A 12,647-nucleotide genomic window follows, 5' to 3' on the forward strand; every position below is an offset into this window, starting at 1 on the left:
CCTCCTACTTTTGCAGTTATGGGAAAGGATGGGGATGCGGATTTAACTGTTCATATGTTAACGGCTGCTTTTTAAACCCGAGTTTCACAGGTACGTTGAGTACCCGTTCAAGACCTTTTACACGTGTAAGGTGATGTCCAAACGTCATCGGCAGCATGCCAGGAATTAATACCTTTACACAAAATAAACCGTTTCTTTTAGTTATAGGTGATGTTTGGTCCACCACAATAACATCTAAGTCTAATTTTCGGAACCTATTTAGAAGATCCTCAACATCATCCTTCAAATCTGGATGGACCGGCGGGCATTTAAATTCCTCATCAAATGTACGTAAAGGACGATTTTCATCCAATAAAAAGTTCAAGTTTTTCTCTGCTTCTTTTAATCCGTAAAGCATACCATGGTCCTCCATGGTTCGTACCGCAAACGGATTTTTTAACATTTCTTCATATTTCTGCCGATTCTTCTCCAACATTTCGTCATGCCTAACCATCATTCCTGCAAGCTCGTAAATCGCACTTTTTACTGCCTTTACAGGATCAGGATTAGCTGCGCCTGCACAAATGATGTTTGTACCTTTGGATCTTCTGTTTTTTGCCACTGCCCACACGCTTGGAATCTCATGTTCCATTGTCGCATTGTAAAAATGCAGATCATAACCAGCCACTTCGCGGATCCGGCTAACCATCAGCTGCAATTCTTTATCGTTCGCTGAACTGAGGTCAAGACGGGGAAGCGGGAGTTGTGCATACCAGGTTAATAAGAATGAGTCTCGCTCGACGACCTCCATAATACCATGGAAAATGGCCTCTTCTAAAGTCCCTCCTAATGCACAGCCGTTGGAAGTCTCATAAACAAATCCTTCTCCAAATCCCAAACTGTAATAGGCCAGTAACTCTGGAACAAGAATAGGGCGTTCTTGTAAAAATGAATATCCCCAGACCCAATTCATTGGTTTATCAGGTTGAAATGGCTGAAATGGAAAATGAGGCTTTGCATACTGTTCCTTCTCATGCAAACCTACCTTTGCAGGATTCAGTGCTTTATCCGCCAGATTTTGATAACTATCACGAACGATCTTCCTTTTGCCGCGAGGTTCGATTCCGCAATACCTCTCCAACCCCTCTAAAACAGCCGTCAGCTCACTCATTTCATAGGAAGTAGACCTGCCTGCTACTCCCTCGTCTCCATCAAACAACGGCATGTTCACTAAAACATCAGCGAACGGCAGCCTGGAATCCTGCATTTTCCCATTCATGATTCCAGTACGATAATCGAGATAATCTTGGACTAGCACATTTTTTAATTCATCGATCGAACGGCATCGGTAACCAGCAGGATCCAATTTAGGACTAGCTTCCAACTTGATACAAGCTAATTCAGCTGTGTCTTCAGGTAATGGACTGCACATTGGGCACAACGGATCTGGCAAGAAAAAGTGGCTGGAGTTCGTTAATGTTTTCAGGTTTGTAATGAACATCCGTTCTTCTAAGCAGCTTTGTTCTCCTTGTACGATCTTCATTACTTCGCTGCTAATCAAGGTTGCCATTTGCGATAGTCCCGTTCTTGATGCCCATGCATCACGCAGTACGCCTTCTCCTGTTGCCATTTTCACCCGAAGCCCCAGCATTTCACGGCGATCAGGTCCTGCTAACAAAAGTCGTATGTCGGCACAGTGAGAACATCCCGGTTCATGCGGGCGTACAAATGGACCAATGATTCCCTCACCAAACGAAACAAAACCCCGAAGCCACGGAATACCTAATGTCCTTAATCTCTCTTCCGCTTTTTGATGAAAAGATGGTTTCCAGGTATCATGCAGCACAAGAACTACTTCTGTATGTTCGGGAACCTCTTCAAGAATGCTTTGCCGCCTGACAAGATAGTTTGGGGACAACTGATCATAGACGTATTCCGCTAATAAACCCTCGCCATCTATAAGGATATAAGCAGTCATTAGGATCCCCCCTTTTGAACCTGAACACCATACACGCCTGCCAGCTCTTGTTTTAAAAACGGCTCAAAGGCTAAGTCATAGATTACTAGCCGCATGCGGTTTTGGTTCAATACCTCAATAGACGATTGCAATAGCTCCCGAGACGTCATTTCATCACATGATGGGATATCCAGTTTGCTTTCGCTTCTCTCCAGAAAAACAGTTGACTCCATCTCTTGCTTTACTGTAAAATCCACCTGGTTTTGAGCATCCGAAAGCGCTTGTTCCAATGCCTTTCGTAATGCCAATGTTGTATTTAAACCTACATTATTGTACCAACGGCCATTCGACCTTACCCATACCACTGGGAACCCTAGTACATCCTCTTTTAAACCAATTGCTGGAGCACCATTCAAGGTGGTCAGGGCATTAAAATAGAATCTGCATCGCTTATCTTCCAGGGATCCCAGCTTCATATGATAAACCGTACTTTGGTGGTCGGCCTTTCTTCTATTCAATTCTTCACCTAAATATACTTGGAGGCCTCTGCAAACAGACTCTGCCATTGTTTCCCCAGCACCGATTCCTATAAATTCCTCAGGTATATTTATACCCGCCTTATTTTTCTGATGGCTGTGTCCCAAATTGTGCACATTTACCATTTGTGAAACATACATTTCAATGCCCCTCAGCCCGGCCTCTTTTTTTGCTTCCTCATGTGATAGTCCCGCACAGACAACTTCAGGAAGCAGCTCTGCCGGTCCCTCTGATAAGGGGTTAACTGCTTGAACATAGCACTGTGCTAGTGGAAGCTGAGATAAATTTCGTTCCTCCCAGGTATGGAAAATTCCTATTTCCTCTGACGTTAATCCACTGAAATACTCCAAGAGGTTACTCAATGGTTCATTTCTGTCCGTTTCCTGTTTGAGGCGTAAATCAAAATCTTCCACCAGTTTTATAGTTTCACGTTTAGACGTACTTAGTGGATGGGGGATGAAGGAAAGCCAGTCTCCTTCGAGGGTTTCAAGATCAAGCATGTAAATTTGATGACTCTCATGTGAGTCTGCAATCCCTGTAGCCCTTTTGAAAAATTCGAATACAGAAACATTTGCCAGAATCGATCCCGCTGTTGATGAGAAGGATTGAGGCTGCCGATCTTTTTTTAATGCTGAGTGATGGATTCTGCGCCATGCAGACTCCCAATATCCATCTGTATTTGGGTGGTCAAATGGACCAGAAAGCCCCACCTGGTCTAAGTAGATGGATGGCATAAATGCCTTCTTTTCTTCCTTGCAAACCAGATTAAGGTCCCTCAGCTCATTTATATTGCCATCCTGTGAGACGTATAGAATATAATCATAAGGCTGAATGACCTCTTTCCAAAAACTGCTCTTCTTGTCTTTATGAAAGGGGACCTCATTAATCTCGACTTCGGAATCGGTCTTTCGGGCATTTTGCACGAGTTCATTGATCCTCTGCCAATTAGTTGGAATGGATTCTGTCACCAAGACATTTAATTTGGACAGACCTGATTCAATTAACGCGGAAACCAATGAAACCAGTAAGGGGCCCGAGCCAACGGCCAGAACTTTCGCCTGACGGTATTCTTGAAAATGGTACGCACCAGATTCCATAAAGTTTTCTATAAATTCGATTTGTGAAGCATACTTTTCAAGAATGTTTCGATTCAATTGATGGGGAGCCTCTTTGCTTAGATCCCGAACAAAACCATTGTTATACAGCGTTTCTCCAATTTCGTACACCCTGTCCCGATAAGGGGCCGTTAATCCATTTGTTAATTCTCCCATCGTATGCTCTCCATTGAACATTGGAAGTAATTTTTCAATCCATTGATAGATGGTATTGCCTTCCAAACGGAATGCGCTTAAGTTGTTTCTAAAATACACACCGCCATTTGGATCTGGAAGAAAGTAAGTATCTCTTTTGACCTTCAGACGTGAGGACGAGTCCAGTTTTTTCATTCAGCTCCTCCTTATACATAAACGTACAAATTATGCATTAACAGTTTATGTACGATCTTTTGTCCAATATGTTAAAAAGAAAAGCGGAAGCGCCCTGTTCATCGGCGTATGCCTTGAGCGCTCCAGCCGAAATAGAGAAACCCGAAAAGCCAAAAGGCACATATGTGCTTGACTTTTCGTATGCCTTAAGAGTGAAGGATACTAGCCAATAGGGCGCTAGAACTGACAATTCTCAGAGTTATATATTTTTTGAAGTGTAAGAAATACCCCTGCGGTAAATGATGCAAGGCATTTTTGATTTCACAAAAGTTTTTTCTTAAGGAAATTATTTGGCGTCAAACAGCTCAGGCTGCCATAACCATTAAATAAAACCGAAACCAATGCCGAAACAACTGAAACCGAAGCAGCCACCACAGCCAAAGCAGCCAGCACAGCCAAAACCACCACAACGAAATCCTCCACAATGAAATCCTCCACAACGGAAACCACCACAGCCACCGCAGCGGAATCCACAGCCACCACAACGCCTGCTCATCATATACGGGTCCTGGTTCTGGATATCCATAGGAACTAACTGACCAACTTGATAAGGGTCGATTCCCAACCCTTGCAGCTCATTTTGTAACATTTTGCTTTTTTCCTCCCCATGTTATATTTAGGCTAAACTCAAAAAGAGAGTGAAAGGTCAGCCAGTTCTGTGTAAACGAAATCATTAGTTACGATGTGTACTCTCTTCAACAAAGTATGTTTTTTTTTAGGTCTCTGTTACCAATAAAAGAGCCTATTTCTCATTGAAGGATTTTACAATGTTATAAAAGAAATCTTATGGTTGAGCCCTATGTTCAGTCTGCAAATTTTCCTCTCTTGGTTTAACCTTATATTTCAACATTCATAGATTTTAAGAAAATATCATCGCTACAAAGGAATAAATAAATTTAAGGAAGGAGTTAAATGAATTGGAAAAAGAATATGTTTGGTATATGAGTTATGGTTCTAACTTGTCCAGGGGGCGCTTCATGTGTTATATCGAAGGTGGTACACCGGAGGGTTCCACAAGGACTGAAAGAGGATGCAGGGATACCTCTGCACCTATAAGAGATGAATTTATAGAAATCCCCTATCCCCTCTATTTTGCCAGGCACTCGGATCGCTGGGGTGGTGCACCAGCTTTTATCGGATTAGATCCAGTATCAAACGAAACAACTATAGGGAGAATGTATTTGATTACAAAAGATCAATTCATGGATGTAGCCGCTCAGGAAAATGGATTGAATGAGTTAGATATAGATTTGGATGAAGTAAAAGACAAAAAAAAGCTAAGCGTTGGTGGAAGAATGTACGGAATGATGCTTCATGTAGGTCAAAAGGACGGATACGAGATTTTTTCATTTACAAATAATAGTGATATGGAAGATGTCCAAACTGCAAAGCCGTCCATTCCTTATTTGGCAATGATTTTAGCCGGTATCCTCACAAACCAATCTCTTTCAAAAGAAAAGGCTATCGAGTATTTACATGATAAGCCGGGTGTAAGAGAATATTTCAGCCTTAATGAACTAAAACAACTACTGTAGAAATGAAAAAGGCACGAAATTTTAGCGTACTCGAAAAGGTTACGAATGGATTACATTTGTAGACTGTATGTTCAAAGGCTACTCCCTGCAAACTCGGCTGAAATCGTAGGGGTTTACTTGGGTTACGCTTTTTACTGGAGACACAACCTGCTATCCGCCTTAAAGCAAATAAGTTCAGTGCTTAAAAAGGTTTTTAACGGGCAATTGACTTAAAAAATAATGGGAGAGGAGAACTCTATTTATGGAAATTAGAAAACCAAACGATTCGGAATATAAAAAGGTTTTATCACTTTCACCACAAGCATTATTCGATGGTACATTAGGCGAGGCAAAACCGTCAGATGAAAAAGTCAAACAACTTATTGAACCTTTATTGCAGAAAGGAAGCTATTATTTGATAGCAACTGATGGCGGTAATCTAATGGGTTGGATTCTTATAGGAACAAGTAAAGACCAGTTTACTGAAAAAATATATGGATTTATTTATGAATTGTTTGTGTTAGAGGAGTTTAGGGGAAATGGAATTTCAAAACAATTGATGCAAACTGGTATTGAACATCTTAAACAAGATGGATATTCAGAGGTTCGTTTAAGTGTATATTCAGGTAATCGAGCCATTAAACTGTATGAAAAATTAGGATTCAAAAATAGAACCATTACAATGAGTATGCCCATTTAAAACAAATATCTTTATTGAATATCTAATAGGCTGGTTTATTGAGAATTGGGGATCCAAAAGTTGGTCCCCTAACATTTTATCGAAAAAATCAACATTAAACATTAACAGAGCCTTATTTTTAAAAGTAGTATCAGTGTTTCTTCGTTTTTATTATGTACGCAAAATCTTCTCCATCGCTTTTCCTTTTGCGAGCTCATCGATCAGCTTGTCCAAATAGCGAATTTCCCGCATGGTTGGTTCTTCGATTTCTTCTATACGGACACCGCAGATGACTCCTTTTATCAATCCCCGTGAAGGATTCAGCCGAGGAGCTTCCGCAAAGAAAGTTTCAAAGTCTGTCTTTTTTTCCAGCAGGGCTTCCAGCTCTTCCTGGCTGTATCCTGTCAGCCAACGAATGATTTCATCGACTTCTTCTTTCGTACGTCCTTTTTTCTCCGCCTTCGCAACATAATGGGGATAGACACCTGCGACGCTCATTGAATAAATCCGGTGCTTGGTCATGATACATCCTCCCTTACATGGGTTTAATTATAGTTTGAAAAATATTCGGGTTCAAATTTTATCCTCCTGCAAAAACAGCGATCTGTAGTTCCTGTTGTTTTTACACTCCACGTGTGAGGAGTTGATAGTGTATACAGGATTGATACTAGCTTAAGAATTAGGTTGGAGCCTTCAAATATCGAAGGCTCCCTTCTCCAGCTAAATTGCTTTAGCCACAATAATAAACCGGTGTTGTTTTACATCAAAATAACCCATTTGTTCAATGATTTTATGAATGGTGTATAATTCATCCTTGAATTTACTAATTTCAAAACCTGGGACTTGCCAAGGAATGGCTTTAAGATAATACACCAATGCACCAATATCATAGAATCTTTGAATAGGAAACTCTTCAATACTTTTCAAAACCTCAAAATTATTCTCCTGTATCCCCTTTAAAGCTAGTGTTAAGTTCCAATCAATAAATTCTTCATTTATTGGTACCCTTAGATGTTCATTAATCTCTATGCAATCAAGTCCACCGACTTGTTGCGTTAGGAAAATGCCGTCCTTCGAGATCATTCTTCTCACCTCTTTAGGTGAAAATGACTCATGTTGATTTATGATAAGGTCAAATTTCCCAGTCTCAAACGGAAGAAATTCATCATTATCAATTTGAACTACCTTAACTCCTAAAGGTGTTAATCGTTCTTTTGCTATGGGTACATTAGGCAGATAACCTTCTGTAGCATAAACGGTTGATGGCAAAGGTCTTAATTTTGATAAAAACTCTCCACCACCTGTTCCCATATCTAGCATTGATTTTGCACTTTGAACAAGAGTAGCAGCTATACTGCCGTATGACCATGAAAGCAGCTCACTTTTCATTCTTCCAGTTTCAGATATGAATGAGAAATCCCACCCAACAAAAGGTTCATCTGCTTGTTTTATAAATGAAGAAAACAGTTTGTCATTCATAATAATCACTCCAATAATCATTTTGCAGTTTTTATGATTAATATATTTGGAGGACCTCTTACGACCGTATAAAGTTGTTATGTTTCATGTTCTTTCAGGCTCATATTTAATAACTCCCTGCAAAAAATTAATTTACTTTACTATAACATATTTACCAGTTATTTCTATAAAGAGTATCCTGCTTCCTTCTGTTATTTGGCCGTTGTTTTTCCTATGCTCGTGAAATAAACGGTAAAATTCCGCTAAATTTAGAAATCCTCCTATTTCCCCTAAAAATAAAGGAGGCTTTTCCGATTATATTATCCAAATCATTGGTTTTTGTCTTATTTAGAAAAGCTTATCGGAATATCTCCGCTTATATCTACTTATTAAGCTTCCACTATATACATTAGCAGGAAATTCTCCGCCTATGAATTCTCATTCCCTCACCAAAATCAACATTATATAAAAACAGAGCCAACTAAAAAGAACCCTCCATACAAATCGGTTTGAAGGGTTCCTTTTTAGCTTTTACTTATCCTCTTAAATAAAAACCAAACTGCTGCTCATAAAATTTCCTAAATACGATTCTAGAAAACCCGTGCCATACGTCGTTATCGTAACCATAATCGCCATTATTTCGATAAGGCAAAAAGTAAAGGTATGAAATCAAATAGGATCCCCCCCATATTTTTATTTTTCATTGGCGGTTACAATGGGTTCTGACCTTTCATGCAGCCAGTTTCTCAAATACGCTGGTGAGACGCCTGTATGTCCTCCCTCAAGTGAAATATAAGTTTTATCTTCACTTGAGACCAGATCCATAACAGGATAAACAAGTCCCTCAGGCACTAACCTGTCGTATTTTGAAGAAAGTACAAGCAGATTTGCATGGATGTTATGAAGGTCCATGCTTTTTCCATTTATCTGAATCCCGCCATTTATGAGCTTATTGCCTTTTATCATGTCATCAAAAAGTTGTTTTAGAGAGGCACCAGGAAATGGGATGTGGCTCTTTGTCCAATGATTAAAACGGCGCCAATGTTCAACATATTCTTTGTCGTACGAACGGTTTAACAGGGATAAATAGTGACTAAAGTAAAGGGGAGATGTTATCATTCGGACGCCAGCCTCAATAAATGGTGCAGGAACTAAACCAATGGTCTCCAAAAGACGGCCAACGTCAAGTTGTCCATTTTGTGCAGCCATTAACCATTTAGCAAAAATGGGAAACGTGGAAAAATCAATCGGGGCAACGGTTAAGATCAAGTTCTTCACTGGCTCTTCTGCAATAGCTGTGTACATGGCAGCCAGCGTACCGCCAAGACAATAACCTATAATTGTGACGCTCTTGGCCTTGGAGTGTCTTAAAGCTCTTTGAACTCCTTTTTGGATATATTGTTGAATATAATCATTTAGCGTTAAATCCTTATCTTCATACCCTGGAACACCAAAATCAATCAAATAAACATCATAGCCTTCATGAACAAAAGCTTCTATTGTACTGGAACCAGGTGCTAGATCGAGAATAAATGACTGATTCACCATCGAATAGACAAGAAATAAGGGAATGTTGTACTTTTTTTGTTTAGCGGGATAATACCATAAGGTTGCTTTGTTTTTTTTCCAAATAGCATTTCTTGGTGTGATATCTGATTCAGGCGGCAGTGAAAGAAACGCATTAAAAAAGCCAGTCCAACGCTCTTTTTCCAGCTTTAAATAGTCTTTATCCAGTCTATTTTCAGACATTTCCCTTTGAGCCCTTCTTCGCTTTCATGTCTTTGCATAATGCTTTTTCAACGGTTTCTGTCAGTTTTATGATATGCTCCTCCAAGTTATCGACTTTTTCCTCCGTTTGTAATGTTAGCTTAGCTACATTTGCTACATCATTTTTGGTTGGGACTTGTAAAATATTAAATAGTACCTCGATTGTATTTTGCAATGCTCTAAAATTCCTGCTGAGTAAATCGAGATGCTCATTTGCTAATTTTACGAGATCTTCATCATTTAATAAGTTCTGAATTCGTTGATTAATCTGCTGTTCCAACGCAAGGCCAGTCTTTTTCAGTTTCCCATAAAATTCAGCTGCATTTGCAAACTTTACGAGGTCTTCATTACTTAGTAAGTTCTGTAGTCCTTGATTAACCTGCTGTTCCAACGCAAGGCCTGTCTTTTTCACATTCCCATAAAATTCAGCTGCATTTGCTAATTTTGTGAGATTTTCATTGTTTAATAAGTTCTGTAATCCTTGATTTAGCTGTTGTTCCATCGCATGGCCTGCCTTTTTTAGTTTCCCACAAAAGTCAGCTGCACCTGCTAATTTTACGAAATCTTCATTATTTAATAAGTTCTGTAGTTGATTAAGCTGTTGCTCCGTGGCAAAGCCAGTCCTTTTTAGAATCTCAACGGCGTTTTGATCCATCAGCTGCTTCTGAAGCTTAATTGTCCCTTTCTTCATTTTCTTCCTTTTGTGTTTATGTTTCATATTCTACTATCCTCCAATCATCATTCTTAGAAAATCTTACTCTTCCTTTCGGGCTTGTCCTCTAACTTTTCAAGCAGTAAAAATCATCACTAAACCTGGGCATGAATTCCCCCGTCGACCAAAAGGATATGCCCAGTAACATAATCAGAAGCCTTTGAGCTAAGGAACAGAATGGGGCCCATTAGATCGGTCTCACTGCCAAATCGCCCAGCTGGAATATGGGCTTGTAATGAATGTTTACTATCCTCTAAAATGCCCTTTGTAATTTTAGTTGGGAAGAACCCTGGCGCAATCGCGTTTACCTGAATATTATGAATTGCGAGCTTAACAGCTAAATCCTTGGTAAAGGTAATGATGGCACCTTTACTAGTGTTATAGGCAATGGTATCCATGAGCTGAGGATTCACACCTCCCAGTCCGAGAACTGAGGCAATATTGACAATCTTCCCGCTCCCCTGTAGAACCATTACTTTTGCTGCCGCTTGACTAAAAAGGAATGTCCCCTTTGCATTCACATCCATAACATAATCCCATTTTTCTTCAGGCAGATCGTCCACTGGAGCGGACCATGAAGCACCGCTATTATTCACAAGAATGTCGATCGATCCAAACGTGTTTACAGTCGCATTGATGACCTTTTGAATGTCGGCTGCCTTCGTCACATCACATTGAATAGCCAAACACTGAACACCCAATGGCCTCAGTTCCTTACATACCGCTTCGCATGCCTCAACCTTTCTTGAGCAAAGAACAAGATTAGCGCCTGCTTTTGCAAGGGCAGTCGCCATCTGTTTCCCGAGACCTCTGCCTCCGCCAGTAATGATGGCCGTTTTCCCTTGCAGGTTAAATAGCTCTTGCAAGTGTCCTCCTCCTCCTTTCTTGATTGAAAGAACGATTCTATATATTATAGACAAGCCTTATTTTAATGTGCATAATCTATGAATCTAACCTATGCCCTTTTTACGCTCATCTTTTAAAATTACATAACTTTATTGTTATTTTTCACTTATGTAAAACCACTTTTATCTATGTAGAAAACAGGGTTTAAATGAACGAAAATATGGCATATTAAGGAAATAAACCATTTTGAAGGGAGAATTTTAGTGGATTATCTATCTCGTGAACAAATTATGAATGAATTACAGCAATCTTTTCAGCCATATTTAAATAAGTATGGAATTGAAGATATCGGTATTTTTGAAGAAGAAGGAGAAGGCGATCACTACTATCTTGGATACACCACTCGAAAAGATGGCAAAACCCATCATATTCATCTGCCTTTTCAAAAAAATAATGATGGCGGGTTAGCCCCAGTTGATAGTAAGTGGACGGTAGAATCAGACAATCCGCAGGAAAAAGATCTCAAAGAATTTGAAGATCTTGATGATGTATTCCGTAAAATATACTAAACCCGTTTTTAAGAAATTTGAACCGAAATTTCCTATCTCCATAAAGAAGGAATTTCGGTTTTTTCTTGTGAAAAAGACGATATAATAGCTTTTATAGAATAGTGTAATGTTCGGATTCGTAAAAGGAGGTTTGTTCTTGAATATTTTAATTTTAGGAGGAACTGGACGAGTTGGAAGTCAATTAGTTACTCATGCCCTTGATGACAGACATGATGTATCTGTACTAGTTCGCACTCCAGAAAAAATCCAATTAAATCATGAAAATTTAACGATCATTCAAGGAAATGTTTTAAATAAAGAGGATATCGGACGTGCAATGCAAGGAATGGATGTCGTTATTAGTGCACTCAATACTGACGGGGCAACTGCTCTATCAGAAAGTATGCCATTTATTATCGAAGCAATGGAAAATGAAGGTATACAACGAATTATTACTATAGGAACTGCTGGGATCCTGCAAAGCAGGATTAGCCCCAATTTATTACGATATCAGTCAAGTGAATCAAAGCGCAAATCAGTACGTGCAGCCGAAGAGCATCATAAAGTCTACGATATGCTTAACCAATCAGACCTCGAATGGACGATTGTCTGTCCCACCTACCTACCGGATGGGGAAAGATTAGGTAAATATCGAATAGAAAGTAACTTTTTGCCTGAGGGTGGTATTAAAATCTCAGTGCCTGATACTGCTGAATTTGCATTTAGCCAAATAAAAAATAGCGATTATATAAAAATGCGAGTAGGTATTGCCTACTAATCATAAACTCTTACAGTGTTTACCAAGTTAAAGAAAAGTGGGTGACATGAATGAGAATTTTTGATGCACATTTTCATATTATTGATTTTAATTTTCCAATTATCGAAAACCAAGGCTATTTACCTCCCAGCTATGTTGTAGAAGATTATCAGAATGAAACGGCTAATTTGAATGTATTAGGTGGAGCGATTGTATCTGAAAAAGCTGCTGATAAAATTTTGTACACAAATGCATTAAAATGGTATTTCAAGTAAGAAATTAAGTCTAATTCCTCGGTAAAAAGCAGAGGTATTGGACTTTTTTTCCTTTAAAAGGAAACCTCTATTGGAGTATGCTCCCCTAGAATCAGCCAGAGGTTAGATAGATAGTATATTATCCTTCTTTAAAA

At 39.3% G+C, this 12,647-nt stretch carries 12 protein-coding genes and 2 pseudogenes; 6 read left to right on the forward strand and 8 right to left on the reverse strand.

The window, feature by feature from the left end:
• Positions 1 to 16: 16 nt before the first annotated feature.
• From AC1Q59_RS02885 to AC1Q59_RS02895, 3 genes are all read right to left on the reverse strand, one after another.
• Entirely contained in the window at positions 17 to 1,957 is a 1,941-nt protein-coding gene (locus tag AC1Q59_RS02885; RefSeq protein WP_492364264.1) for a TOMM precursor leader peptide-binding protein, read from the reverse strand.
• Complete coding sequence (locus AC1Q59_RS02890) at positions 1,957 to 3,918, reverse strand: putative thiazole-containing bacteriocin maturation protein (RefSeq protein ID WP_492364265.1); 1,962 nt, start codon at positions 3,916 to 3,918, stop codon at positions 1,957 to 1,959. Before AC1Q59_RS02890 ends, AC1Q59_RS02885 begins: the two co-directional genes overlap by 1 nt.
• A gap of 361 nt (positions 3,919 to 4,279) precedes the next feature.
• Positions 4,280 to 4,546, reverse strand: coding sequence for a heterocycloanthracin/sonorensin family bacteriocin (locus tag AC1Q59_RS02895; RefSeq protein WP_492364266.1), 267 nt, complete (start codon positions 4,544 to 4,546; stop codon positions 4,280 to 4,282).
• A gap of 328 nt (positions 4,547 to 4,874) precedes the next feature.
• Here AC1Q59_RS02895 and AC1Q59_RS02900 point away from each other — a divergent pair, with 328 nt between their 5' ends.
• The 3 genes and pseudogenes from AC1Q59_RS02900 (at position 4,875) to AC1Q59_RS02910 (ending at position 6,171) form a co-directional block, all read left to right on the forward strand.
• Positions 4,875 to 5,492, forward strand: coding sequence for a hypothetical protein (locus AC1Q59_RS02900; RefSeq protein ID WP_492364267.1), 618 nt, complete (start codon positions 4,875 to 4,877; stop codon positions 5,490 to 5,492).
• A 25-nt stretch (positions 5,493 to 5,517) separates the two neighbouring features.
• Positions 5,518 to 5,663, forward strand: a pseudogene (locus AC1Q59_RS02905) (IS1595 family transposase); the annotation flags it as partial.
• A gap of 70 nt (positions 5,664 to 5,733) precedes the next feature.
• Entirely contained in the window at positions 5,734 to 6,171 is a 438-nt protein-coding gene (locus AC1Q59_RS02910) for a GNAT family N-acetyltransferase (RefSeq protein WP_492364268.1), read from the forward strand.
• 150 nt (positions 6,172 to 6,321) lie between these two features.
• On the opposite strand, the gene AC1Q59_RS02915 is transcribed toward AC1Q59_RS02910, so the two are convergent.
• The 5 genes from AC1Q59_RS02915 to AC1Q59_RS02935 form a co-directional block, all read right to left on the reverse strand.
• Entirely contained in the window at positions 6,322 to 6,672 is a 351-nt protein-coding gene (locus AC1Q59_RS02915; protein WP_492364269.1) for a DUF2200 domain-containing protein, read from the reverse strand.
• Between the two features lie 198 nt (positions 6,673 to 6,870).
• A complete protein-coding gene (locus AC1Q59_RS02920) occupies positions 6,871 to 7,632 on the reverse strand; it encodes a methyltransferase domain-containing protein (RefSeq protein ID WP_492364329.1) in 762 nt (253 codons plus the stop codon).
• Between the two features lie 669 nt (positions 7,633 to 8,301).
• The gene (locus AC1Q59_RS02925) at positions 8,302 to 9,357 is read right to left on the reverse strand and encodes an alpha/beta fold hydrolase (RefSeq protein WP_492364270.1); all 1,056 of its coding nucleotides are present in this window, start codon (positions 9,355 to 9,357) and stop codon (positions 8,302 to 8,304) included.
• On the reverse strand, positions 9,350 to 10,093 hold the full coding sequence (locus AC1Q59_RS02930) for a hypothetical protein (protein ID WP_492364271.1): 744 nt from the start codon (positions 10,091 to 10,093) through the stop codon (positions 9,350 to 9,352). Before AC1Q59_RS02930 ends, AC1Q59_RS02925 begins: the two co-directional genes overlap by 8 nt.
• 89 nt (positions 10,094 to 10,182) lie before the next feature.
• Positions 10,183 to 10,953, reverse strand: a complete 771-nt coding sequence (locus AC1Q59_RS02935) for an SDR family oxidoreductase (protein ID WP_492364272.1) — start codon at positions 10,951 to 10,953, stop codon at positions 10,183 to 10,185.
• Positions 10,954 to 11,196: 243 nt separating this feature from the next.
• Between AC1Q59_RS02935 and AC1Q59_RS02940 the strand changes: the two genes are divergently transcribed.
• From AC1Q59_RS02940 to AC1Q59_RS02950, 3 genes and pseudogenes are all read left to right on the forward strand, one after another.
• Complete coding sequence (locus tag AC1Q59_RS02940) at positions 11,197 to 11,502, forward strand: DUF5634 family protein (protein ID WP_492364273.1); 306 nt, start codon at positions 11,197 to 11,199, stop codon at positions 11,500 to 11,502.
• A 136-nt stretch (positions 11,503 to 11,638) separates the two neighbouring features.
• Positions 11,639 to 12,259: an NAD(P)-dependent oxidoreductase gene (locus tag AC1Q59_RS02945; protein ID WP_492364274.1), complete on the forward strand. Its 621-nt coding sequence runs from the start codon at positions 11,639 to 11,641 to the stop codon at positions 12,257 to 12,259.
• A 50-nt stretch (positions 12,260 to 12,309) separates the two neighbouring features.
• A pseudogene (locus AC1Q59_RS02950) lies at positions 12,310 to 12,456 on the forward strand (amidohydrolase family protein); the annotation flags it as partial.
• Between the last annotated feature and the right edge of the window lie 191 nt (positions 12,457 to 12,647).

The organism is Cytobacillus sp. MT66 (assembly GCF_058792595.1).

Bases quoted from the DNA above. Each gene is read 5' to 3' on its own strand.
- AC1Q59_RS02885 (WP_492364264.1), bottom strand. From the start codon at position 1,957: ATGACTGCTTATATCCTTATAGATGGCGAGGGTTTATTAGCGGAATAC.
- AC1Q59_RS02890 (WP_492364265.1), bottom strand. From the start codon at position 3,918: ATGAAAAAACTGGACTCGTCCTCACGTCTGAAGGTCAAAAGAGATACT.
- AC1Q59_RS02895 (WP_492364266.1), bottom strand. From the start codon at position 4,546: ATGTTACAAAATGAGCTGCAAGGGTTGGGAATCGACCCTTATCAAGTT.
- AC1Q59_RS02910 (WP_492364268.1), top strand. From the start codon at position 5,734: ATGGAAATTAGAAAACCAAACGATTCGGAATATAAAAAGGTTTTATCA.
- AC1Q59_RS02915 (WP_492364269.1), bottom strand. From the start codon at position 6,672: ATGACCAAGCACCGGATTTATTCAATGAGCGTCGCAGGTGTCTATCCC.
- AC1Q59_RS02925 (WP_492364270.1), bottom strand. From the start codon at position 9,357: ATGTCTGAAAATAGACTGGATAAAGACTATTTAAAGCTGGAAAAAGAG.
- AC1Q59_RS02930 (WP_492364271.1), bottom strand. From the start codon at position 10,093: ATGAAACATAAACACAAAAGGAAGAAAATGAAGAAAGGGACAATTAAG.